At 72.1% G+C, this 24,015-nt stretch carries 18 protein-coding genes; 4 read left to right on the top strand and 14 right to left on the bottom strand.

The genetic code is table 11. The features are described from left to right. The first annotated feature begins 22 nt into the window (after nt 1–22). Nucleotides 23–2,383, top strand: a complete 2,361-nt coding sequence (locus tag Pen02_RS03100; RefSeq protein ID WP_203864378.1) for a transposase — start codon at nt 23–25, stop codon at nt 2,381–2,383. 491 nt (nt 2,384–2,874) lie between these two features. Continuing rightward, the gene (locus tag Pen02_RS03095; protein ID WP_203864377.1) at nt 2,875–4,089 is read left to right on the top strand and encodes an ABC transporter substrate-binding protein; all 1,215 of its coding nucleotides are present in this window, start codon (nt 2,875–2,877) and stop codon (nt 4,087–4,089) included. Between the two features lie 625 nt (nt 4,090–4,714). Here the strand turns inward: Pen02_RS03095 and Pen02_RS03090 are convergent. The 5 genes from Pen02_RS03090 to Pen02_RS03070 form a co-directional block, all read right to left on the bottom strand. Further along, entirely contained in the window at nt 4,715–5,302 is a 588-nt protein-coding gene (locus Pen02_RS03090; protein ID WP_203864376.1) for a GTP-binding protein, read from the bottom strand. A gap of 1 nt (nt 5,303) precedes the next feature. Continuing rightward, nucleotides 5,304–5,681 carry a DUF742 domain-containing protein gene (locus tag Pen02_RS03085; RefSeq protein ID WP_101371820.1) on the bottom strand — a complete coding sequence of 126 codons (378 nt, stop codon included), beginning with the start codon at nt 5,679–5,681 and terminating at the stop codon, nt 5,304–5,306. 107 nt (nt 5,682–5,788) lie between these two features. Further along, nucleotides 5,789–6,193 carry a roadblock/LC7 domain-containing protein gene (locus Pen02_RS03080; protein ID WP_107257776.1) on the bottom strand — a complete coding sequence of 135 codons (405 nt, stop codon included), beginning with the start codon at nt 6,191–6,193 and terminating at the stop codon, nt 5,789–5,791. Then, complete coding sequence (locus Pen02_RS03075) at nt 6,190–9,576, bottom strand: sensor histidine kinase (protein WP_203864375.1); 3,387 nt, start codon at nt 9,574–9,576, stop codon at nt 6,190–6,192. Before Pen02_RS03075 ends, Pen02_RS03080 begins: the two co-directional genes overlap by 4 nt. A gap of 583 nt (nt 9,577–10,159) precedes the next feature. Further along, entirely contained in the window at nt 10,160–11,239 is a 1,080-nt protein-coding gene (locus Pen02_RS03070) for an adenosine deaminase (protein WP_203864374.1), read from the bottom strand. Between the two features lie 108 nt (nt 11,240–11,347). Between Pen02_RS03070 and Pen02_RS03065 the strand changes: the two genes are divergently transcribed. After that, complete coding sequence (locus Pen02_RS03065) at nt 11,348–12,208, top strand: putative RNA methyltransferase (RefSeq protein ID WP_203864373.1); 861 nt, start codon at nt 11,348–11,350, stop codon at nt 12,206–12,208. A 73-nt stretch (nt 12,209–12,281) separates the two neighbouring features. Here the strand turns inward: Pen02_RS03065 and Pen02_RS03060 are convergent, their stop codons facing one another. The 9 genes from Pen02_RS03060 to Pen02_RS03020 form a co-directional block, all read right to left on the bottom strand. Then, nucleotides 12,282–12,962: a DUF4272 domain-containing protein gene (locus Pen02_RS03060; protein ID WP_203864372.1), complete on the bottom strand. Its 681-nt coding sequence runs from the start codon at nt 12,960–12,962 to the stop codon at nt 12,282–12,284. A gap of 315 nt (nt 12,963–13,277) precedes the next feature. After that, nucleotides 13,278–14,558: a thymidine phosphorylase gene (locus tag Pen02_RS03055; RefSeq protein ID WP_203864371.1), complete on the bottom strand. Its 1,281-nt coding sequence runs from the start codon at nt 14,556–14,558 to the stop codon at nt 13,278–13,280. Between the two features lie 255 nt (nt 14,559–14,813). Further along, entirely contained in the window at nt 14,814–15,518 is a 705-nt protein-coding gene (locus Pen02_RS03050; RefSeq protein ID WP_203864714.1) for a cytidine deaminase, read from the bottom strand. Between the two features lie 30 nt (nt 15,519–15,548). Beyond that, entirely contained in the window at nt 15,549–16,826 is a 1,278-nt protein-coding gene (locus Pen02_RS03045) for an ABC transporter permease (RefSeq protein ID WP_203864370.1), read from the bottom strand. Between the two features lie 60 nt (nt 16,827–16,886). Further along, nucleotides 16,887–18,299 (bottom strand): ABC transporter permease, encoded by a 1,413-nt coding sequence (locus Pen02_RS03040; RefSeq protein WP_239139983.1) that lies wholly within the window; start codon nt 18,297–18,299, stop codon nt 16,887–16,889. Then, the gene (locus tag Pen02_RS03035; RefSeq protein ID WP_307837697.1) at nt 18,296–19,888 is read right to left on the bottom strand and encodes an ABC transporter ATP-binding protein; all 1,593 of its coding nucleotides are present in this window, start codon (nt 19,886–19,888) and stop codon (nt 18,296–18,298) included. Before Pen02_RS03035 ends, Pen02_RS03040 begins: the two co-directional genes overlap by 4 nt. Before the next feature lie 313 nt (nt 19,889–20,201). Beyond that, entirely contained in the window at nt 20,202–21,269 is a 1,068-nt protein-coding gene (locus Pen02_RS03030) for a BMP family lipoprotein (protein WP_203864711.1), read from the bottom strand. 318 nt (nt 21,270–21,587) lie between these two features. Then, on the bottom strand, nt 21,588–21,929 hold the full coding sequence (locus Pen02_RS03025) for a hypothetical protein (protein WP_203864369.1): 342 nt from the start codon (nt 21,927–21,929) through the stop codon (nt 21,588–21,590). A gap of 192 nt (nt 21,930–22,121) precedes the next feature. Further along, nucleotides 22,122–23,249, bottom strand: coding sequence for a hypothetical protein (locus Pen02_RS03020; protein WP_203864368.1), 1,128 nt, complete (start codon nt 23,247–23,249; stop codon nt 22,122–22,124). A 98-nt stretch (nt 23,250–23,347) separates the two neighbouring features. Between Pen02_RS03020 and Pen02_RS03015 the strand changes: the two genes are divergently transcribed. After that, nucleotides 23,348–23,953: a TetR/AcrR family transcriptional regulator gene (locus tag Pen02_RS03015; RefSeq protein ID WP_203864367.1), complete on the top strand. Its 606-nt coding sequence runs from the start codon at nt 23,348–23,350 to the stop codon at nt 23,951–23,953. The last annotated feature ends 62 nt before the right edge of the window (nt 23,954–24,015 follow it).

Raw genomic sequence — 24,015 nt, 5'->3', positions numbered from 1 at the left:
ATCAGTCTTTGGCACACCACTTGTGTCTCGGGAGGAGGACGACGCCGTGGCGCTCGTGCGGGTGTACTGCGGTCTGGCCTCTGCGGATACGGCGGGTCGGCCGGCTTCGGCCGGCGCGACGCTGACCTCCGCGGTGGTCGACGACGCAGGCAGGCTGCTCCATGTCTGCGAGATCACCGACGACCCGGCCGGGTACGCCCAGCTCGGCACGGTGCTCGTCGAACGGAGCAGCGGACCGAGCGGCGCGGCCGTGGCGGCGGACAGCGACGACCACATGGTGACCTCGCTGTTGAGCGCCGCCGGTCGTCCCCTGGTCATCGCAGACGACGACTCCGTCGACGACTTCGCCGAACGGTTCGCCGACGACGAGTCGGCCGAGGAGCGGGAGTCCGCCCCGGCCGAGCGCCGGGCCGTCGGGCTCGCCCGGGCGTTGCAGGCTGGTGCGCTCTCGGCGGCCACCCTGCCACCGCCGCGTGAGCTGATCAGCTTCAAGCCGGTACTCGCCGCGCACGCCGCACTCGCCAACGGCCGGCACGCCGCCGCCGTGGCGCTACGCGAGGTGCTGCGCGAGCTCTACCCGGCGGCGCTGCGGGCGTACCCCGACCCGGCCGAGCCGGTCTCGCTGGCCGTACTGGACGCGCTGCCCGAGCCGGGCATGCTCGGCGGGACGAGTGCGCGTGGCCGGGAGAGTTCGGTGGCCACCGACGCCATCGCCGCGCACCTCGCCGCCGACGGTGTCGCCGAGGCCGACGTCATCACCGAGGCGGTCACCGCGCTGCGGGTCGCCATCGCGGAGACGCCCCGGCGCGGCCCCGCCACCAACAAGGCCCTCACCTCCGCCGCAGCGGAGACCGTACGGCAGGCGGTCGCGGCCGTACGCGCCTGCGACGCCGGCTGCGACGCGCTGGTCGCCACCCTGAGCGCCCGGGTCGTCACGACGCCGTCGGCTCCGGGCCGGCGGGCCGGGCGACGCAGTGCCGCCGAGGTACCCACGTCGGCGCCGGCCGGCACCGGGCTGCCCGGTGCACCGCGCGAGCCGGTACCCAGCTCCGGGCGGCGCACCCGGCACCAGCCGGCGGCGGCCGGCAACGGCCCGGCCACCCCCCAGCCGATGGGACCGCCTCCGGTCGCGCCGTCACCGGTCGCGCCGCCGCCGATGGCGCCGCCACCGGTCACCCCCTCGTCCGCGCCGCCGCTGTCGCCGGCCGCCACGCTCTCCATGCCGGTCGTACCGGTCTCCGGCCCGCCCCGCGAGTCCCGCTCGGCGATGCCCTCCTCCGCGCCACCGGCGTACCAGGGCGACCCGATGGCGAACCGGCCGGTTTCCGCGCCGCCGCCCCCGCCGCCCGGGATGACTCCGATGCCGCCGGCGCAGCGCAGCCCGATCCCGCCCGCCGAGGCCGGCGAGCCGTTCCGGGCCACCCTGACCACTGCGGCCATCAACAGCGCCCGCAACGAGCGGCGGCCGACGCCGATCACACCCCGGCCGAAGACCAACGGGGACCCGGCGTCCCGTCCCGGCACCATCTCCGCAGCCGGCCTGACCGTCTCGCTGCCGGCCGCCCGGCCCGAGCCGCCGGCACCGCCGCCCGGTTCCCGGGCCAACTGGCCGCTGATGAACTCCGACGACGAGCAGGACGCCCGGTCGACCGGGTCCGGCTATCCGGGATACCCGGGTGGGCAGTCCGGCCAGCGTGACGCACCGGTCAGCCCGGCACCCGGCGACGGGCGGGTGACTCCGCCGTGGCAGGCGGACGACCTGCCGCCGGAGCCGCCCACGCTGCGCCTGGTCGAGCCGCCACCGCCGCCGCCGCTGGCGGACCGTGGCCTGCGCGCCAGCCTTCCCACCGACAACCCGCCGCTGCGACTGGTGGATCGGGAGGAGCCGACCGCGACCGGGTCGGGCCTGCCCCGCCGCGGCGTCGAGCCGAGCGCCCCGCCCGTGTCCGACGAGGGCGACGGCGACCTGCTGATCTTCGGCGCGGTGAGGTCCGCCTGGTTCACCGGCCAGTCCGAGGAGGACGAGATCGAGTGGGCGTCGAAGGCCGACAGCGGCTGGCAGGCCGCCCAGCAGGCGGCGAAGCCCTCCGTCGGCGCCTCGACCAACGCCGGCCTGCCCAAGCGGGTGCCGCAGGCCAACCTGGTGCCCGGCTCGCCGCTGCGGGACGAGCGGCCACTGCGGATCGTGCGTGACGCGGCCCGGATCGCCGAACACACCACCGGCTACTTCCGGGGCTGGCGGCGCGGCCAGGAGATCGGCGGCTACGCCGTCGGCGGTCGGCCGGGCCGGGAGGCCGCGGGTGGCTGGGACTTCAGCCGGGACCCGGACGAGCGGGCCGACAACCTCGACTACGAGTACCGTTCCGCCGGCTACCGCTCCTGACCGACCGACCCGGCGGCGCTCTTCCACCGAGACCCGCACCGGCCGTCCGAATCCTCGGGCGGCGCCGGTGCGGGTCTTCGCATCAGCGGACCGACCGGGACCGGTGCCCACCAGATCTACCTGCCGTGGACCGGTCCTCATCTACGTGCCGTGGACGGTCGTCGTCTACGTGCCGTGGCCCGGTCGGCGCGGGGCAACGATCGCGGGAGTGGTGGCCGGCTGGTGCCCGCACCGTCCGTCGAATGTCCTCGCAGGTCGGCGCGGCTGCGCGTGGCCGGCTGGACACGCTCCGCGCTGTCCGGACCAACCGGTCGACCGACCGGGCGGTCCGTCCGGACAGACCCCGTCGGCTGACTGGCCAATCAGCCTCAGATGTACGTCTACCTGGTGTTTCTCACCACACTGACGGGAGTTGACGACGCCTGGCAGGGGCCGCCAACATACCCCGGGACCGTAGGCGACACCTACGACCAGCGTATGGAGGTGGCACGATGGCCGAATCGGCAGTCGAGGCGTGGACGCTGAGCCGCCGGGGCCTCCTCGCGGCGGCGGCCACCACCCTGATCGCCGCCTGCGGGCGGAACGACGAGGGCAACTCCGGACCGAGCGGTCCCGGCGCACGGGAACTCGTCGTCGGCGCCAGTCTCGAACTCACCGGCGTCGGCCGGGCACTCGGCGTACTCCAGGAACGCGCGCTGAAGATCACGGCTGACAAGCTCAACGAGAGCGGCGTACAGGTCGGCAACCTGCGCCGGAGTCTCCGGCTGGTGATCCGGGACAACGCCAGCGAGCCACGGCTCGCCGCCCAGCACGCGACCGAGCTGGCCACCCGGGAGAACGTACACGCGCTGGTCGGCGGCTGCCTCGCCGAGACCTCACTGGCGATCATCCCGATCGCGCAGCAGCAGCAGGTGCCGTTCATCTCCTACGCTGCCGCCGACAACCTCACGGTGCCGTTGGCGCAACGGACGTACATCTTCAAGCTCACCCCGGACGCCCGCGACGTGGCACGGGCGCTGGCTGCGCTGATTCGCTCGCAGGGCCTCGAAAAGGTCGGCCTGCTGGCCGCGGCGGGCGCGCACGGCGACTCGGGCGTACGGGCCCTCACAGCGGCTCTGCGGGCCGTGGACGTCGACCTCGTCAGGGTGACGAGGCTGCCCGAGGAGGAGAACGCCGACTTCCGGCCGGCGGCCCGGAAGGTGACCGGCCCCGACCCCGAGGCGGTGGTCGTCTGGGGAACCGCCCCGTTCTCCGGTACGGCAGCCCGCGCACTGCGGCAGACCGGCTTCGAGGGCCGGATCTTCTTCGACGCCGGAGCGGTCGCCGAGGACACCCTGTCGGAGGCGAACGCGGCGGCGGTCGAGGGCGCGTACGTCGTGCATCCCGGCTCGCTGGGCAGCTCGGCGCTGACGAACACCACCACGGCCGGGCTGGACCGGCGGGACTTCATCTACCGCTACATCCACCTGCACGGCTCGTTCAGCGGCTTCGCGCCGTACGCCTCGGACTCGCTACGGCTGGTCGTCAACGCGGCCCGGCTCGGCAAGAGCGTCGACCGTGGCCGGTTGCGCGCCTACCTGGGTACGCAGATCACCGAGGGGATCGCCGGGGCGTACTCGTTCGCGCCGATCCGGCATGGCGGGATGGAGCCGGACTCGCTCGGGGTCTTCACCGTGGTCTCCGGCTCCTGGAGCAGGGTCTCCTGACCTCTCGGTCCACTGTGCCGGCCTTGCCACGCGCGCCGGTCCACTGCCCTGTGTCGTCGCGTCTGCCTGGGCGCCGGGTCTGCCCGTCGTCGGGTCTGCCGGTGTCGCCGGGTCCACTGTGCCGGCTGGTACCGCTGTGCCGGGCCGGCTGGTGCCGCTGCGCCGGCTCGTGCCGGTCGACGGAATCTCTGGACAACCTTCGCCGGTCCGCCGGTACTGGCCTGCCGGGGATGTGGAGTCGTCCGATCCACCGTCTGCGACCCGGGAAACCGTCACGGGCCTACGGTGCGGGGATGCGGCCTGCCGGCCGCCGAACGTGGACCGGGACTGGCCCCCGATCAAACGGCAGCGGATCGGGCCGGGTGGGTGACCGCCGGAGCGGATGGCGCCGACACCTGTCGCCGTCCGCCGCTGTCACGACAGTGGACGGTGCCGTGGGGGCGGTGCCATGGAGACGGTGGCGTGGCGTCGCACGGGCGGACTCGGCTGACGGTGCAGCACGCGTACCGCGCCGTCGCCGCCGGAGTACGGGCAGCCGTCTACCCGGCGCGGGCCGGGCGACCGCGTCGGGCGTGACGGCACCGGCCTACGGCCGGGCCTCCCGACGGGCGACGTACCGCGCCGGTCAGGCCGGGGCGACGGCGCGCGAGCGCCGCATGGTCAGCACGTACTCGACCAGCGAGATCAGCACGTGCTTGGTCGACTCCCGGTTCCGGGCGTCGCACGCGACGACCGGCACGTCACTCGAGATCGCCAGCGCGTCCCGCACGTCCTGCGGGTCGTGGTACTGCATACCGTCGAAGCAGTTGATCGCCACGAGGTACGGCAGCCGCCGGTGCTCGAAGAAGTCGATGGCCGCGAAGCAGTCGGCCAGCCGACGGGTGTCGACCAGGACGACCGCACCGATCGCGCCCCGTACCAGTTCGTCCCACATGAACCAGAACCGCGTCTGGCCCGGGGTGCCGAACAGGTAAAGGATGAGGTCCCGGTCGATCGAGATCCGACCGAAGTCCATCGCGACCGTGGTGGTCGTCTTGCCCGGCACCTGGCGGGTGTCATCGACACCCACACCAGCCGACGTCATGATCGCCTCGGTGGTCAGCGGCGTGATCTCCGAGACCGAGCCGACCAGTGTTGTCTTGCCGACGCCAAAGCCACCGGCGATGACGATCTTCGCCGATGTCACGCGCCCGGCCGTTGGGCGGTGCGACATGTCAGAGCCTGCGAAGTCCACTCAGCACCCTCTCCAGCAGTTCAGTGCCCACCGCGTCGTTTGAGTCGTCCAGAATTGTCGGTTCGTGCACCGCCACCAGGCCATCGGCGGCCATGTCGGCGATCAGGACCCGAGCCACTCCGAGCGGCAACTGCATCCGCGCCGCGATCTCCGCGAGCGACTGCAGCCGACCATCACACAGCGCGGCGATGTATTGATGCTCCCGGCCCTGGCCGCCATTGCCGTTACCGGCGGACCGACCGCGCACCGTCGTCTCGACGAGCGCCTCCAGCGCGATGTCGAGCCTCGGCCTGGTACGACCACGGGTAACGGCGTATGGCCTTACCAGCGCGCCCGTCGGCTCGTCGCGTTCGGCCATCATCGCCGTTCACCCCCTTCTCGTCGTGCCCGAGACTCAAAGCCTGGAGTTCGTCATTGTTCCATTGTCGTCGCACCAGCCGGCGAGGCGCACCGGCCGGGTACCACCTAGCTCAGCATCCCCGCGGCGGCCCGGGGTGGCGGCGTCAACGCGTCACCCACCCGGTCGACGAGCAGTGCCATCTCATAACCCACCTGCCCGACGTCACAGCTCCGGGCGGCGAGGACCGCGAAGGACGATCCGTCGGAGATGGACATCAGGAACAGGAAACCATTGTCCATCTCGACGACCGTCTGCAACACCGCCCCACCCTCGAAGCAGCGCGCCGCCCCCTGTGTGAGGCTGACCAGGCCGGACGCGATCGCGGCGAGCTGATCCGCCCGGTCGCGCGGAAGGTCCCGTGACGACGCGAGGAGCAGGCCGTCCGCGGAGACGGCAATCGCGTGGGCGACGCCGGGCACACGATCGGCGAAGTTGGCCAACAGCCAACCGAGATCCTGCGTAGATGTCATCCTTCATGCTCCTTCTGGCCGCTTGCGTTCGCGGGGCCCACGTCGGCCTGCGGGGATTGCTGCCCTGCCGGAGTCCCCTCCGGGTTGGTCGACTGGTCGTCCGTCGGATGCGTGCGGCCACGTTGCACCCCACGGTGGTACGCGGACAGCAACCCGCGTACCGCCTCCGGCGTCCGACGCTGCACCGAAGTCGTCGGCTTCTCCACGGCCCCGGGCACCAACTGCGCCATGGGTACCCGCTTGGGCAGTCCGGTCTGAGTCGTCTGGACATCCGTCGTCCTGGCGGCTGTCGTAGCCGCCATGGCTGCCCGCCAACCGTCGTCCGCAGCCGTACGCCAACCGCCTGCCGGCTCACCCGGTCGACCGGTGCCGTTGGTGACCGGCCGACCCGCCGGCTGCTGGCCGCCAGGCCCCGGCCCGTGCGCCGCCGCGTTGCCTGTCGTTGCTGCGGTTCCGGCCTGGCCCGCGTCGGGAACGGCGGTGTCCACCGCGACGGCCTGGCCGGTCGTCTGGGTAGCCGTACCGGCTCCCTGGGGCTGACCGCCGGTCTCCTCTGGCTTCCGGCGGGTGCGGAACCAGGCCGACTCCAACTCGCGGAAGATCGGTAGTTCCATGGTCTCGTCGGCGAACTTCGGCCGGGCCTCCACGTTCGCCGACGCCTCGGTGGCGGGCGTCCGGGCCATCCGGGGCAGTTCGGCGGTCATGTCCAGCGCCGCGGCCAGCCGCTCCGGAACGGGTGGCGCGGCGGCCTCGCGCTCCGGCGCGTTCACCGGTGGCCAGGCCGGCGGCGCGTTGAACGCCGGGGCCTGCGGCTGCGCTGCCGGAGGCATCATCGGTGCCGGTGGCGGCGCCTGCGGCGGCGAGGTCAGGCCGAACGGCGGCGCGGAGACCGGCGGCTGCCCGGCCGGCGGTGCCGAGACCGGCGGTGCCGACACCGGCGGCAGCGCGGTCAGCCCGCTCGGCTGCGGCTCCGGCGTCACCGGACGCTGCCGTGGGATGAAGCCGGACATCGTCGTCTCGTTGGTCGACAGACCCGACGCGTCCTGCTCGGTGGCCCGCCGCTGCGGCAGCGGCTCGATGTCGTGCCCGTTGGGCAGCCTCGGCGTGAACGGGTCGCTGCCGTTGCGGCCGGCCCGGGCACCGGTCAGGTCGGACCACGCCGGCATGTCCCGGGGCTGGCTCGGCTCGCTGGTGTGCCCGCCGCCGTTCATGGCCGGTTCGTACGGCCGGCCGAGCGGCGAGACGTCCCGGCTGCGGTCGCGGTCGCCGAAGGTCGGTGCGGGCGACGGCGTGGCCGGGCCGCTCTCCAGGGCGAGCGGGGCGCCGAGCGCCGGACGGGCGGCCGGCTCCGGCGGGAGCGGGGGAAGACCACCGGGCTGCTGGGTCCGGCCGGACAGGGCCCGGGGGATCAGCATCGAGGTGGGCAGCGTGACGTCGGCTACCGTGCCCCGGTCCGGGCCGGGCCGCAGCTCGACCTTGACACCGTGCCGGGACGCCAGCCGGGCGACCACGACCAGACCCATCATCCGGGAGACGGTCACGTCGACGGCGGGTGGCGTGGCGAGCCGTTCGTTGAGGTCCTGCAACTGCTCGGCGGTGATGCCGATGCCCCGGTCCTCGACGAACAGGGTGGCGCGGTCACCCACCCGGCGGGCCTCCACCATCACCTGCGAGTCCGGCGGCGAGAAGGCCGTGGCGTTGTCGAAGAGCTCGGCGACCAGGTGCACCAGGTCGTTGACGGCGCTGGCCTGGACCTCGAGATCCCGGTCGACCATGCCGAACTCGATCCGGGTGTAGTGCTCGACCTCGGACTGCGCGGCCCGGAGCACGTCGATCAGTGCCGCCGGCTCGCGCTGCACCCGGGTCGAGTCGGCACCCGCGAGCACCAGCAGGTTCTCGTCGTTGCGCCGCATCCGGGTGGCCAGGTGGTCGAGCTGGAAGAGCTCGGCCAGCCGGTCGGGATCCTCCTCGCCCCGTTCCAGCCGGTCCAGGTGGCCGATCAGCCGGTCGACCAGGATCTGCGAACGGCGGGCCAGGTTGACGAACATCGTCGCGACCGACGCCCGCAGGGCGGCCTGTTCGGCGGCGGTCCGGACGGCTTCCAGGTGGACCGCGTTGAACGCCTCGGTGACCTGGCCGAACTCGTCCTTGCTCCGCACCGGTAGCGGTTCGGCGATCTGGTTGGCGACCTGTACGGGCGACATCTGCGCGGTCACCTGCGGGTCACGCAGTCGGGACACCGCGTGCGGCAGGCCGTACTGGGCGATGGAGAGCGCGCCGTGCCGCAGCTCGCGCAGCGAGCGGGCCATCGAGCGGGCGACCAGGTACGCGAAGAGCACCGCCAGCAGCAGCATGCTCAGCAGCAGACCGGTCTCCAGGAAGACCTGCCGCTGCACGTCGTCGCGGAGCGCACTGGCCTCGGTCAGCACGTCGGCGTCGAGCCGGCCCTCCACCGCGCGGATCAGCCCGGCGTTGCCGACCATGGCGGAGTCCCAGTCCTCGGCGTCGAACGGGGCGTCTGCCATGCCCTCGTCGGTCCGACCCCGGATCCAGCCGCCGTAGCTGTCGACCTCACGCACGTCGGCGCCGGTGACCGTCTCGTCGTAGAAAGCGGACTCGGGACCGGTGGCGATCGCCTTGAACGTCTGCAACGCCTGCTGCTGACCGGTCTCGGTGGCGATGTAGTCGGTCTGCAACGCGGCGGTCAGCCGACCGTCGATCAGGGCGCGGTGCACCACGACCCGGCGCATCGACAGGAACTCCTTGCCGCGCGCGTTGGCGGCGGCGGCCCGCATCCGGTCGCTCAGCGAGGAATCGCCGGCGAGCTGCGAGGCGAGGTCCCGGATGTTCAGCAGGTCGTTGATCAGACCCTCGTACGACTGTGCCGCGTCGGTCAGCTTGAGCTTGGAGTTGATGACCTGGCTGCGGATCCCCGGCAGGTCGGCCAGGCCCTGGTCGATCTGGCCGAGCAGCGCGTCGAAGTTGGCCGGCAGCTCGTCGAGCTGCGCCCGGCGCTCGGAATACGGCCCCTTGGCCTTGTCGACCTCGGGGTGCACCTTGCTGTAGGCGTCGCGGTTCGTCTTCTTCGCGGCCTCGTTCCGCGAGCCGAGCAGCAGGACCGCGCCCGCCCGCTCGTCCTGCAGGTCGTGCACGAGTTTGCCGGAGGTCTGGGCGAGCGTCGCCAGGTTGTGCGCCCGGTTCGCGTCGTCCAACGTCTCCATGTGGTCGACGATGCTTGTCGTACCGACCACGACGACCGCGATGGTCGGCGCGATCATGATAAGACCCAGCTTCGACCAGATCGGCATGTCGCGCAGCCGGCCGGCGACCGGCCAGCGGAGACGCGACAGGATCGGGCTTGATGTCTTCGGCCGCTTGCTCACGTCACCGCCTTCCCATCCAGTGCCCGGCCAATGGCCCAGGGCACCGCTGATCGACCGACCCGGGCGGGTCGGACCTCCGAGATTCCATCACGCCGCAACTCAAAGAGAAAGCCCAGGTTGTCACCGACTGGAAGCGCATCGGGATGTCCCCGCGATTTGACAGCATTCTGTCTTTCTGGCGTCACCCAGGGTAGTCACGCATCCCGTCCATGCTCTACTGCCATCGACCGTCCAGATGGACGTTCGCTGGTCGGCCCGTACCCGGGACCCGCACCGCAACGTATCGAACGTTACCGGCACGGGGAAACCCTACGCCCTCGCGTCGGGTGGCTGCGTCCGGCTCCGGTGTCACCCACGAGCCTGGCACTCGCACAGCGGAGAGAACCATTGCCCGACCGGTCCGGTACGGCAAGGTCGAAGTGCCGGATTACGCGATCCGTGCGGACCATCGAATGGCCGGCCGGACATCCCGACTGGGCCGGCCCGGCAGTTTTCGCTGCCGAAAGAGATAGCGTGCCGGAAATCGTGCGACATGCCGGCCGCCCGGTGTCTCATCCGGACATCCGCCGGAGTCGGGTAACCGTCAGGAGAGCAGCTTCGCGTACGCCGGCTTGATCACTTCGTTGATGATGGCGAGCCGCTCGTCGAACGGGATGAAGGCACTCTTCATCGCGTTGATGGTGAACCACTGCAACTCCGCGTACCCGTAGCCGAACGCCTCGACCAGCAGCGCCATCTCCCGGGACATCGAGGTACCGCTCATCAGCCGGTTGTCGGTGTTGACCGTGGCCCGGAACCGCAGGTCGCGCAGCAGCCCGATGGGATGCTCCGCGATCGACGGCGCCGCACCGGTCTGCACGTTGGACGACGGGCACAGTTCGAGCGGGATCCGCTTGTCCCGGACGTACGCGGCCAGCCGGCCGAGCACCGGCCGGGCGTCCCCGGGAGTGATGTCGTCGACGATGCGTACCCCGTGGCCGAGCCGGTCCGCCCCGCACCACTGGATCGCCTGCCAGATCGAGGGCAGCCCGAACGCCTCGCCGGCGTGGATGGTGAAGTGGAAGTTCTCCCGTTGCAGGTATTCGAAGGCGTCCAGGTGCCGGGTGGGCGGGAAGCCCGCCTCCGCACCGGCGATGTCGAAGCCGACCACGCCGGTGTCCCGGTGCCGGACGGCCAGCTCGGCGATCTCCTGCGACCGGGCGGCGTGCCGCATGGCGGTCAGCAGCGTACCGATCCGGATCGGGTGTCCGATCGCCGCCGCCTCGGCGGCGCCCTCGGCGAAGCCGGCCAGCACCGCCTCCACCACGTCGTCGAGACCGAGGCCCCGCTCCAGGTGCTGCTCCGGGGCGAACCGGACCTCGGCGTAGACCACGCCGTCCGTGGCCAGGTCGAGGGCGCACTCGGCGGCCACCCGGCGCAGCCCCTCCACCGTCTGCATCACCGCCACGGTGTGCGCGAAGGTCTCCAGGTAGCGCTCCAGCGAGCCCGAGTCGGCCGCCTCGACGAACCAGCGGCCCAGCTCCTCGGGGTCGGTGGTGGGTAACCGGTGCCCCACCGCTCCGGCCAGTTCCACGATCGTCGCCGGGCGCAGCCCGCCGTCCAGGTGGTCGTGCAGCAACGCCTTGGGAACCCGGACGATCTCTTCGTAGCCGATTGCCACCATCCCCCGACCCTAGTGTCCCGGCCGCTCCGACCCGCGCCGGGACCACCGGTCGGCTGGAGGACCGGGCCACCGCCGGGCCCCGTCCGGCCCGCGCACTATCGTGACGGGGTGCCTCCCGAGGTCCTGCGGCGGCTTCGCTGCCCGGTCTGCGGCCGGCCGCTGGCCGGCGTACCGCCCACCGCCGTGGCCGCGCTGGGCTGCCCGGCGGGGCACCGCTTCGACCTGGCCCGGCAGGGGTACGTCAACCTCACCGCCGGGCGGGCCACACACTCCGGGGACAGTCCGGCGATGGTGGCCGCCCGGGAGGAGTTCCTGGGTGCCGGCCACTACGACCTGATCTCGACAGCGCTCGCCGACCTCGCCAGGGCGGTCGTCGGGGCGGCGACGGAGACGTACCCGGAACTGGTGGTGGACGCCGGAGCCGGCACCGGCCGGCACCTCGCCGTGGTGCTCGACGCCCTGCCCGCCGCAGCGGGGCTTGCGCTGGACGTCTCCAAGCCGGCGCTGCGTCGGGCCGCCCGCGCCCATCCCCGGGCCGGCGCCGCGCTCTGCGACACCTGGCGCGGGCTGCCGCTGGCCGACGGCGCCGCCGGGCTGCTGCTGAACGTCTTCGCCCCGCGCAACGGGCCGGAGTTCCGCCGGGTACTCCGGGACGACGGCGCGCTGCTGGTGGTCACCCCGGCCGCCGACCACCTCGGCGAACTGGTCGACCGGCTCGGCCTGCTCCGGGTCGACCCGGCCAAGGAGGCCCGGGTGGCCGGCAGCCTGGCCGAGCACTTCACGCCGGACGGGACAGCCGTGCACCGCGACACGCTCCGGCTGGACCGGACCGAGGTACGCACCCTGGTCGGCATGGGCCCGAGCGCCTGGCACACCGACCCCGCCCGGCTCGACCGGCTGATCGACAAGCTGCCCGAGCCGATCCCGGTGACGATCGCCGTCCAGGTGGCCGCCCACCGCCCACACTGAGCGCCCCCCGAAGCCAGAGCACACCGCCCGGAACCAGAGCACACCGCCCGCAGTCGGAGCATGCCGCCCGCAGTCAGGTGGAGAGGTCGATCTCCTCCCAGCCGGCGGGCGGGTCGTGGAACGGCCCCCGGAACACCACCGCCCACTCCAGCGCCCACCGCCGCTGCCCGATCGCGTTGCTGTCGATCATCCCGGGCAGTCGCAGCCCCTCCTGCTCCGCCTCCAGGTAACCCCAGTCGAGGCAGTAGTAGAAGTCGAGTACGGCGGCGACCTCGGCCGCGTCCCGGGGTGCCGCCAGGGTGCGCGAACGCCACTGGCCGAAGTTCTCCCCCGCCGCCAGGTTGGGCAACTGCTCCATCAGCCGCTCGTCGCTGGGCTCCGTCGGATCCAGGTGCCGGCTCAGTCCGAGTACCCAGGCCAGCGCGAAGACCGCGTCGTGGTGCAGTACGAAGGACCGGTGGTCGCCCCGACTGCCCATCACGAACTGCCACTCCGGCGGTGTCACCTGCTCCACCAGGTGCGAGCCGAGCAGCCAGCTCATCCCCGCCTCCGGCGGCATGCCGAAGCACCGCGCCAGCACCAGGTGCAGTACGGCCGTCCGGGCCTCGATCTCGGCGGTGGGTCGCAACTCGACCGCGTCGCCCGGCTCCCAGACCAGCGGAAACTGCTCCGGTGGCACCGGCAGCCCCAACCGCTGCAACTCGGTCACGTTGGCGGCCCGGACCGCCTGCGGGTCGGGAGCGGATACGGTCACAACGTTGTTTCCCGTCACGTCGGAGTCGCCTCGGGCGCGCGGCGCCCACGGCACCGGGTGCGGTGAAGCTCGGCGTCGAGCCGACCGCGCACCCCGTGCTACCCCCCGGCGACGGAGGATAGCGGGTCGACAGCGCGTACACCATGGGCGCTCGGCGTGGCAGTCGTGCCGGCGCCGCGCGTCCAACCCGGACCACCCCGGCAGCGTGATCCACCTGGCGCCCGGCGCCCCGGATCGGGCCGACGGGCCGGCAGACCGACGACCCGACGGTACGGTCCGACATGCGCGGCGCCGATCGGACCGGAGACAGACTGACTAACCGATCCGGTCGACGACCAGCGGTGGCAGGGCCGGCCGCTCCGCCGAGATCGACACCGCCGCCTCGGTGACGGCCCGGGCCGCCGGAATCCGGTCCGGGTCGTCGGCCCGGAGTTCGTAGAGCGGCTCACCGGCGCGTACCGGATCTCCCGGCCTGCGGTGCAGCAGCACCCCGGCCCCGGCGCTGACCGGGTCCTCCTTACGGGCCCGTCCCGCGCCGAGTCGCCACGCCGCGATCCCGATCCCGTACGCGTCGACAGCCGCCACGAAGCCGTCCCGGTCCGCCCGGACGACCTCCACCTCCGGGGCGACCGCCAGCGGGGCGTCCGGGTCGCCGTCCTGGGCCCGGATCATCGCCCGCCAGACGTCCATCGCCCGGCCGTCCCGCAGCGCCCGCTCCGGGTCGGCGTCCGGCAGCCCCGCCGCGTCCAGCATCTCCCGGGCCAGCCTGACGGTCAGCTCCACCACGTCGGCCGGCCCGCCCCCGGCCAGCACCTCGACCGACTCGGCCACCTCGACCGCGTTCCCCACGGCCAGCCCCAGCGGCGTCGACATCTCCGTCAACAGGGCCACCGTCCGCACCCCGTGCGCGCCGCCCAACTCGACCATCGTCCGGGCCAGTTCCCGGGCGTCCGCCTCCGACTTCATGAACGCGCCCGAGCCGACCTTCACGTCCAGCACCAGTGCGCCGGTACCCTCGGCGATCTTCTTGCTCATGATCGAGCTGGCGATCAGCGGGATCGCCTCCACCGTCCCGGTGACGTCACGCAGCGCGTACAGCTTGCGGTCTGCCGGCGCCAGCCGTTCGCCCGCCGCGCAGATCACCGCGCCGACCTCGCCCAACTGGGCGATGAACTCGTCGTTGCCGAGCGCCGCCCGCCATCCCGGGATCGACTCCAGCTTGTCCAGCGTCCCGCCGGTGTGTCCCAGCCCTCGCCCGGAGAGCTGCGGTACGGCGGCACCACACGCCGCCACCAGCGGAGTCAACGGCAGCGTGATCTTGTCACCCACACCACCCGTCGAGTGCTTGTCCACGGTCGGCCGGCGTACCCCGGACAGGTCCAGCCGTTCCCCGCTGGCGATCATCGCGGCGGTCCACCGGGCGATCTCGCCCGCCGTCATGCCCCGCAGCAGGATCGCCATGGCCAGCGCCGACATCTGCTCGTCGGCGACCAGCCCCCGGGTGTACGCGTCCACCACCCAGTCGATCTGCTCGTCGGAGAGCACCCCGCCGTCCCGCTTCACCCGGATCACGTCGACCGCGGCAAACCCACCCACAGCTCTTCCTCACGTTTCTCATCGGATCCCGGCGCCGTTGCCGAAACCTCGGACCTGTCACCGCCGTACGGCCAGCGCCCACCGAGCCGGGGCCTGCCGTGCCCGGCGGAGGGATCAAGCCTGACCGCCCGGAGCCGGGCACGGCAGGCCCCGGCCCACCCACGCCACGCGGGGGAACCCCCTCAGCCCAGCCACCGACCAGCTCGAAAACAACCCACGACACCGGCAGCGACGGACCGGGCCGGACGGGAAAACTCAGACGCCCCAACGTCGAGGGATTTCGGCCGGCGGCTCCCCCTCACCCGCCCAGAACATCGCCCCGTCCGCGTCGACCACCACCACCCGGGGCGTACGCGCCTGCCCCCAGCTCACCGCCTCGGCCGGGTCGTCCCAGGTCGGCGCCTCCTCGAGTACCCCGGTCTGCGCCCCCTCGGCGTCCCCGGCGGCCCGCTCCCAGTATCCCGTCCAGACCTGCCGCCCACCGGAGACGTCCGGGTGCACGAAGACGGTCCCCCGCCCCCGCCAGGCGGCCAGCTCCTCCGGCACCGGAGGCACCTTCACCGACGCCGCGATCGCTTCGAGATCCTCCACCCCGAAGGCGTGCGGCAGCAGCTCCGCCATCCGCAGCGGAACGGGATCGGCCTCGATCAGGCACTCCGGCCCACCGTTCTCCCAGAGAAGCTGCCGGCACCGCCCGCACGGCATCAACGGCTCACCGGTCGCACCCACACAGGACAGCGCGACCAGCCGCCCGCCACCCGAGGCGTGCAGCGCCGACACCACCCCGCACTCGGCGCAGAGCGTCACCCCGTAGCCGGCGTTCTCGACGTTGCAGCCAACCACCATCCGGCCGTCGTCGACCAGCGCCGCCGCCCCGACCGGAAAGTTCGAGTACGGCGCGTACGCGTGCCGCATCACGTCGGTGGCGGCGGCCCGCAGCTTCGCCCAGTCAATCTCCATGGTCACGTCCCCATCCTGCCCCGCCGCTGGTCAGCCCTTGATGTAGGGCTTGCCGTCGGCGGCCGGCGCCCGCACCTTGCCGACCAGGCCGGCGACGGCCAGCAGGGTCGCGAGGTACGGCAGCATCGCCAGGAACTCGCTCGGAATGCTGCTGTCGATCGCGCTCAGGTAGGTGCCGAGCTGGTCGGCGAAGCCGAAGAAGAGCGCCGCCAGCAGCGCGCCCGTCGGACTCCACCGTCCGAAGATCAGCGCCGCCAGCGCGATGAAGCCCTTGCCGCCGATCATGTTCTTGCTGAAGGTGTAGAGCGCCAGGGTGTACGACGCACCGCCGACCCCGGCCACCATGCCGGCCAGCAGCACGTTCCGGTACCGCAGCGCCAGCACCTTCACCCCGAGGGTGTCGGCGGCGGTCGGGTGCTCGCCCACCGAGCGGGTCCGCAGCCCCCACCGGGTACGGAACAGCGCGACGTGGATCACCACCACCAGGATCAGGGCCAGGTAGAGGAAGATGTTGCCCCGGAACAGCGCCGGCCCGAGCACCGGGATGTCGGACAGCACCGGGATCGGCCACGCCTCGAACCTCGGCGGCTGGTTGTACTTCGTCGCCTCCGGCTGCATCAGCCGCTCGTAGAGGAACCCGGTCAGGCCGACCGCGAAGAGGTTCAGCACGATGCCCATCACGACCTGGTCGACCAGGTAGCGGATGGTGAAGACCGCCAGCAGCAGCGAGATCAGGGCGCCGCCCAGGGCCGCCGCGATCAGCCCGACCCAGGCGCTCGCCGCGATCGTGCCGACCAGGGCACCGGCGAAGGCGCCCATCAGCAACTGGCCCTCGATCGCCACGTTCACCACGCCGGACCGCTCGCAGAGCACCCCGGCCAGCGCGCCGAAGATCAACGGCAGGGCCAGGATGAAGGTACCCCGGACGATGTTGACCAGTGGCATGAAGTTCTGCCCGGTCGGTGCCGCCGACACCTGCCAGCAGAGGAAGGAGAGCACCACCCCGACGATCGCCACCCCGAGCAGCGGCACGAACCAGCGCTTCGGCAGCCCGGCCAGCAGTGCCGCCCCGGCCGCCGCCGCGACCAGCCCGAACAGGATCGCCCCGAAGGTGCCCTCGACGGCCAGCGCCGCGCCGCCGGCATCCTCACTCAGCGTGAACCGCGCGTCCGCACCGGTGGCGAGCGAGCCGAAGAGGCCCGCCGCGAGCAGCCCGAGCAGTAGGGCTCCGGCGCCGATCTTGCGGTCCCGGGTCCAGAAGCCGGTACGCACCGCGACGGCGACGTCCTCGACAGCCATGGTGGACATCAGTGCCGCCTTCCGTTCGCGACTGCGGGGCTCGCAAGCTCACTCCTCGCACTCACTGGCTCACCAGCCCTTTGCCATGCTCGTGGACAACCGGGCGGCCCGGGCGGCCCGGAGCCCGAAGATCGCCTTCACCAGTGCCGGCGCGGCGATGAAGATGACGATCAGCGCCTGGAGCACGGTGACCAGTTCCAGCGAGATGCTGGCGTACGACTGCATCCGGTTGCCGCCGGCCTGGAGCGCGCCGAAGAGCAGCGCGGCGAGCGCCACGCCCCACGGCTTCACCCGGCCGAGCAGTGCCACCAGGATCCCGTCGAAGCCGATCTGGGCGATCACCAGCGGGGTGAGCGCGGTGGCGGTGCTGCCGAGCACCATGTTCGCGCCGCCGAGCCCGGAGAGCGCCCCGGCGATCACCATCACCAGCGCGTACGTCCGGCCGACGCTGATCCCGGCGGTCCGCGCGGCGTCCGGGTTGGCGCCGACCGCCCGCAGTTCGAAGCCGAAGGTGGAGCGGTTGAGCAGCCAGCCGACCGCCCAGGTGGCGGCGACCGCCAGCACGATGCCGAGGTGTACCCGCAGGTCGCTGCCGAGCAGCCGGGGAAGCTGCGCGGAGCCGTCCACCGGCCGGCTGATCGCGTCCGTCCGGTCCGGATCGTGTACGCCGTCCTGCACGATGATCCAGGCCAGGAAGGAGATCGCGACGTAGTTGAGCATGATCGTGGTGATCACCTCGTGGGCACCGGTACGCGCCTTCAGGAAACCGGGGACGAATCCCCAGATCGCCCCGCCGAGCGCGCCGGCCAGTACGGCCACGATCAGGTGCACCACCGGGGGCAGCGGGAGCAGGAAGCCGGCCAGCGCGGCCAGGATCACCCCGATGGTGGCCTGGCCCTGGGCGCCGATGTTGAACAGGCCGCCCCGGAAGGCGAGCGAGACCGCCAGCCCGGTGAAGACCAGCGGGGCGGTGTAGGTCAGCGTCTCCGAGATCGGCGCGAAGACCGGCTGCCAGCCGCCGGTGCCGTTCGCCCACGCCTGCACCGCCGCCGGGTCGACGACCGCGCCCTTGAACAGGTTCGCGTACGCCTCGCTGACCACCGTCCAACTGGCGTTCAGCGCATCGGACGGCTGGGCGGTGAAGTAACCCCAGGTGGCGAGCACGTCCGGGTCGGAGACGACGATCAGGACGGCACCGATCAGCGTGGCCAGCACGATCGCCAGCACGGTGACGGTGACGGTGTTGGCCGCCCAGAGGTTGTGCACGAACGCCCGCAGCAGTTGCCGGCCGCCGCCGTGCCGGTCGGTCAGCCCGCCACCGTCCGGCGGCGTACCCCCGGAATCGGCCGGGGTGTCCCCGGAGCCGGCGACCGGGCGCTCGGACCCGGCCTCGCCGACCACGCCGACCGCCTCGGTCTCGGGCCGCCGCCCGGCCGGGATCTTCTCCGGCGACGCTGTCCCGGGCTCGTTCACGTCGGTCATGGGTTGTTGTCCTCGCTACCGGCGACGTCGGGAGCCGGGGTCGCCGGCCCGTCGGGGGTTGCGGCCGACCCGGCACCGCTGCCGTCGGCGGCCCCGGTCTGCTCGGCGTCGATCTGTTCGGCGTCGGTGATGCCAGGCTGTTCGGCGTCGGTGATGCCGGCCATCAGCAGGCCGATCTCCTCACGCGGGGTGTCCGGGCCGACCATGCCGATGATCCGGCCCCGGTACATCACCGCGATCCGGTCGGCCAGCCCGATCACCTCGTCCAGCTCGCTGGAGACCAGCAGTACGGCGGTGCCGATGTCCCGCTCGTGGATGATCCGGCGGTGGATGAACTCGATCGAGCCGACGTCCACCCCCCTGGTCGGCTGGGCCGCGACGAAGAGCTTGAGCGGCCGGGACATCTCCCGAGCGATGATCACCTTCTGCTGGTTGCCGCCGGAGAGCGTGCCGACGGCCGCCTCCGCCGAAGGGGTGCGTACGTCGAACTCCGGAATCCGCTCCCGGGCCGAGGCGGTGATCGCGTCCGGTCGGAGTACCAGGCCGGAGCCGAACGGCGGCCGGTCGTAGATGTCCAGGACCAGGTTCTCGGCGACGCTGAACTCCTTGACCAGCCCGTCGACGCTACGGTCCTCGGGTACGTAGCCGACGCCGGCCCGGAGCACCCGCTTCGTCGGCCAGCCGTCGATCCGCTGACCGGCCAGGCTCACCGTGCCGCCGAGCACCGGGCGCAGTCCCATCAGCGCCTCGATCAGTTCGGTCTGGCCGTTGCCCTGCACACCGGCGATGCCGAGCACCTCGCCGGCCCGTACGGTCAGGTCGACGCCGTCGACCGCGCGTACCGACCGCTCGTCGTCGACGACCAGGCCCGCGACCTCCAGCACCGGCTCGCCCGGAGCGGCGGCGGCCTTCTCCACGGTCAGGTTGACCGTGCGGCCGACCATCAGCGCGGCCAGCTCGTCCTCGCTGGCGCTCGGGCTGGCGGTGCCGACCGTACGCCCCCGGCGGATCACGGTGATCCGGTCGGCGATCGCCTTGACCTCTTTGAGCTTGTGCGTGATGAAGACGATCGACTTGCCGGACTCCTTGAGCGACCGCATGATCCCGAGCAGTTCCTCGGTCTCCTGTGGGGTCAGCACGGCGGTCGGCTCGTCCAGGATCAGCAGGTCGACGTCCCGGGTCAGCGCCTTGAGGATCTCGACCCGCTGCTGTACGCCGACCGGCAGGTCCTCGACCACCGCGTCCGGGTCGACCCGCAGGTTGTAGCGGCTGGACACCTCGGTCACCTGGCGCCGGGCCCGGCGCCGGTCGAGGAAGCCGGCGATGCCGCCCCGGACCTGCTCGGCGCCGAGCATCACGTTCTCGGCCACGGTGAAGACCGGGACGAGCATGAAGTGCTGGTGCACCATGCCGATGCCGGCCGCGATGGCGTCGCCGGGTCCCTTGGCGTTCAGCGGCCGGCCGTCGACCAGTACCTCGCCCTCGTCGGGCTGGAGCAGGCCGTACAGCACGTTCATCAGGGTGGACTTGCCTGCGCCGTTCTCGCCGAGCAGCGCGTGGATCTCTCCTGGCTCCACCGTCAGGTCGATGTGGTCGTTGGCGACCAGTTCACCGAACCGCTTGGTGATGCCGCGCAGTTCGAGTCTCAGCGCAACCTCCTGGAGTGCGGGCGATGGTGCAGCCTAGCTGCTGCTCCGACCGGGTCGACAGGGTCTCATCCGGCGATCGCGACGGGCTGTTCGGCCCGCCGTCGCCGGTTTCCCGGCCGTCCCGGCCGGTGTAGAAACCGGTCGCCCCGATCGGCGCGGAGAATTGTCTCCACGACGGTCGGAGCGACCGGATCGTCGGCGTCGCAGCCGTACCGGTCGACCGCCCGAGCTGGTCGGACGGTCGACCCGGGGGTCACTTCGGCTGGCTGGCCGAGGTGACCTTGATCGCACCGGAGCTGATGTCGGCCTTGAGCTTGTCGATCTCGCCCTTCAGCTCCGCCGGCACCTTGCTGTCGAACTCGTGGTACGGCGCCAGCGAGACGCCGTTGTTGGCCAGGGTGCCGAGGAAGCCGGGGTCGTGGGCCAGCTTCTCGCCCTTGGCCGCCGTCACCACGGCGTCCTTCACGGCGTCGGAGATGTTCTTGACCACGGTGGTCATCAGGGCCGGGCAGTTCGGGGTGCTCTGGCAGCCGTCGACGTCGACCCAGATCACCGAGTACTTGCCGCCGGAGGCCTGCGCCGCCGCCGTGGTACCCAGACCGGCACCGCCGGCCACCGGCATGACGATGTCCGCGCCCTGCGCGACCAGGGTGTCGGAGACCTTCTTGCCCTCGTCCTGCTTGACGAAGTCGTTGGTGAACGACCCGTTCTGGGTCTGCTTGTTCCAGCCGAGCACCTGGACGTTCTTGCCCTTGACCTTGTTGTACTGGGCGACCCCGTCGACGTAGCCGTCCATGAAGATGGTCACCGGACCGATCTTCATGCCGCCGTAGGTGCCGACCTTGCCGGTCTTGGTCATCCCGGCCGCCAGGTAACCGGCGAGGTAGCCGGCCTGCGCGGTGTCGAACTGCATCGGGAAGACGTTGCTCTCCGGCAGCTTCGCGTCGACGATGCCGAACTGCTGGTCCGGGTTCGCCTTGGCGATCTTCGAGGTGGCCTCGCCCATCAGTCCGCCGACGGCGAGGATGAAGTCGCAGTCCTGGTTGACGTACTGGGTCAGGTTCGGCTCGTAGTCGGCCTCGGCCTTCGACGCCACGTACTTGATATCGATCTTGCTGTCAGCGGCCTTGGCCGCCTCCAGTCCCGCCCAGGCGGAGGTGTTGAACGACTTGTCGTCGATCCCTCCGACGTCCGTCACCATGCACGCGGTGTACTTCTCGGCCGCGGCGCCGCCCGCGTTGCTATCGCTCGGTGCCTCACCACACGCGGCGGCGGCGCCCAGCGCGAGCCCGCCCACCGCGAATACCGAGACGATCCGCATCCCACGCACAGAGCGCAAGACGGTCTCCTTCCCATTGCACACCGCCCACCGCGGTGGCAGCCCTAAGCCGGCCTGCGCGTTGCCGCCGGCTGTCCCACGTTACGGACGGGAGCGTACGCCCGCGCCTGTCCACCGGCCGACAATCGTGCCTGACTGTTGAGTGCCCGTTACCCTTACGTAACTTCAGGGTGCGCGACATCACTGCCAGGCCCGTCCGATGCGTGGCCTCGACCTATGGGACGTCCCGTTTCGCGTGTTCTGCCCCGGGCGGCGCGTCCGGAGTGGCCCGGCCGGCGGGTTAACAATTCGGGCTGCGGGTTAACGCCAGAAGACCGCGATCGCGGCGTTCACCAGGGTCAGTCCGATGATCGCCAGGAAGTGGCCGCGGTTGACCTCCTCCCGCTTCCGGGAGAAGAACACCATCACGAAGATCATCAAGCCGATCACCAGCTTGGTGGCCAGCTTCGCCGGGGCCGGCTCGTCGCCGTCCCGCAGCGGCGCGGAGAGTCCGATCCCGGTCAGCACCTGGATGGCGGCGCCCCAGAGCATCAGCGGGTTGATCCGGATCCGTCCGGTGGCGTACTGGGCGGCGGCACCGCCCAGCAGCAGGGCGAACCCGATCAGGTGGGCATAGAGGAGGATCAGCCGGAGAGGTTCCACGGCCGCTATCCTCCCCCATCCCCTCCACCAACGCCGCCCCCCGCCCTACCACCCCAACCAGCCCCGACGCGGTAAGACCGCTCTTCCCGCGCCGACGCGGGGAAGATCGCGCTCTTTCCGGGATGGAGTGCCTTCCCGGACCTTCCGAAGGCACTCCATCGCCGTACGAGCACGATCTTCACCGCGCGGCGATCACCGCGCGGGGGCTGCGGCGGGGGCGGCGGGCGTGGTGGGGATCGGGTCGGGGCGGGTCGGGGCGGGGGGCTTCGCCTGTCGGAGGTGGCCGAGGGCGACCAGCAGCAGGCCGCCCACGGCGTACCCGGTGAGGACCAGCAGCGGGGTCGTCGCCCCGGCGCCGTCGAAGAACGCGGTGGAGCGGAGCAGGGTGCCACCGGCGCCGACCGGCAGCCACTGGCCGACCGCGCCCCAGGGCTGGGGCAGCAGTTCCGGCGCCGCACCGACTCCGGAGAGCGGGTTGCCGACCAGGAAGACGAGTACCGCGCCGAGGCCGAGCCCGGGCCGGCCGAGCAGCGCGCCGAGCCCGCAGACGGTGGCCGCGACGGCCAACCCGACCAGCCCGAGGGTGGCCCCGACGGCCAGCGGGTCACCGGGCAGCAGGCCGAGCCAGCCCTGTAGCACCAGCGGTCCGGCGACGCCGACGAGCAGTCCGAAGCTGACCAGGCCGGCCAGCCGGGCGACCCAACCGCTCACCAGCAGGAACAGCAGCGCCCCGGCCACCATGCCGGTCAGCGCGATCGGCAGGAAGCCGGCCGCGAACCCGGCACCCCGGGGATCGTCCGGGTCGGCCGGTACCACGTCGACCACCCGGACGGGCTGCCCGCCGGTCGCCTGCCCGGCGGAGAGTTGCCCGGCCGCCTGGGTGAGCAGCGCCGCCACCGTGGGGCCTGCGGCGCTCGCCGTGTGCAGGGTCGGCCCGTCCGGGCCGACCACGAAGGCGGCGTACGCCTCCCGGTCGCGCAGTGCCCGGTCGGCCGCCGCGCCGTCGGGAAGCCGGATCAGGTCGAAGGCGCCCGGCGCGGCGGCGTCGAGCCGGGCGACCAGTTGGTCGGTGGCCGACGCCGGGCCGGCGACCACCACCGGCAGGTCGCGCGGCTCCAGGTGGGCCGCCGGAGCGGCGAAGAGGGGTATGAGCAGCGACTGCAACAGCACCACCGCGACGGCCAGCAGCACGGCGACCCGCAGCGGTCGATGGGGCCGCGCCGAGGTGGCCGGGGTGGAGTTGGTCGATCCGGAGCTGGTCGACCCGGGGGTGGACGGGGCGGAACCGGACGGCCCGGACCGGGCCGGTGGACGAGTCATCTCGGGACTCCTTCGAAAACGAACGCTCGTTCTCTTAAAGAGAGTCCTCCGCCCCTGCCCAGCAGTCAAGAACGAGCGTTCGTTTTACAATGTGTGCCGTGCCACGCGTATCCGACGAACATCTGGCGGCCCGACGCCAGCAGATCCTCGACGCCGCCCGACGCTGCTTCCTGCGCAACGGCTTCCACGCCACCTCGATGCAGGACGTGATCAGCGAGGCCGGGCTCTCGGTGGGCGCGGTCTACCGCTACTTCAGCAGCAAGCACGAGTTGGTCACCTCGATCGCCCAGTCGGTGCTGGACGGCGCCGACGACCTCTTCGCCGACCTCGCCACGGCAGAACCGCCGCTCCCCCTCGTCGAGGCGCTGGACCGGGCGCTCCAGTTCGTCGAGGCCCAGACCGGCCCGGACGGCGTGTTCCCGCTCGCCGTGCAGGTCTGGGCCGAGTCGCTGCGCGATCCCGCGCTGGCCGACTTCGTCGCCCGGCTCTACAGCGGCTTCCGGGCCCGCTTCGTCGTCCTCGCCCGCCGGGCCCAGCAGGCCGGCGAGTTGCCGGCCGACGCCGATCCCGAGGCGGTCGGCGCCGTCCTGTTCGGCCTGGTCCCCGGCTTCGTACTGCAACGCGTGCTCGCCGCCGGCCCCGACCCGAAGACCTATCTCGACGGTGTACGCGCCCTGCTGGCCAGCCACGGCGTTGAGAAGTAGGTAGGACGCAAGCCATCCCGTCGGGACGGGTCCGGGCGGGACGGGCAGGCAGCCGCGGCCCG

Source organism: Plantactinospora endophytica (assembly GCF_016862915.1).
GTDB lineage: Bacteria > Actinomycetota > Actinomycetes > Mycobacteriales > Micromonosporaceae > Plantactinospora > Plantactinospora endophytica.
This window is presented reverse-complemented; position numbering and strand designations above follow the sequence as displayed.

Excerpts from the sequence above, each read along its gene's own strand:
- Pen02_RS03030 (WP_203864711.1), bottom strand. The coding sequence starts at position 21,269 with ATGCGGATCGTCTCGGTATTCGCGGTGGGCGGGCTCGCGCTGGGCGCC.
- Pen02_RS03020 (WP_203864368.1), bottom strand. The coding sequence starts at position 23,249 with ATGACTCGTCCACCGGCCCGGTCCGGGCCGTCCGGTTCCGCCCCGTCC.
- Pen02_RS03095 (WP_203864377.1), top strand. The coding sequence starts at position 2,875 with ATGGCCGAATCGGCAGTCGAGGCGTGGACGCTGAGCCGCCGGGGCCTC.
- Pen02_RS03080 (WP_107257776.1), bottom strand. The coding sequence starts at position 6,193 with ATGACATCTACGCAGGATCTCGGTTGGCTGTTGGCCAACTTCGCCGAT.
- Pen02_RS03070 (WP_203864374.1), bottom strand. The coding sequence starts at position 11,239 with ATGGTGGCAATCGGCTACGAAGAGATCGTCCGGGTTCCCAAGGCGTTG.
- Pen02_RS03085 (WP_101371820.1), bottom strand. The coding sequence starts at position 5,681 with ATGGCCGAACGCGACGAGCCGACGGGCGCGCTGGTAAGGCCATACGCC.
- Pen02_RS03040 (WP_239139983.1), bottom strand. The coding sequence starts at position 18,299 with ATGACCGACGTGAACGAGCCCGGGACAGCGTCGCCGGAGAAGATCCCG.
- Pen02_RS03090 (WP_203864376.1), bottom strand. The coding sequence starts at position 5,302 with ATGTCGCACCGCCCAACGGCCGGGCGCGTGACATCGGCGAAGATCGTC.
- Pen02_RS03050 (WP_203864714.1), bottom strand. The coding sequence starts at position 15,518 with ATGGAGATTGACTGGGCGAAGCTGCGGGCCGCCGCCACCGACGTGATG.
- Pen02_RS03045 (WP_203864370.1), bottom strand. The coding sequence starts at position 16,826 with ATGTCCACCATGGCTGTCGAGGACGTCGCCGTCGCGGTGCGTACCGGC.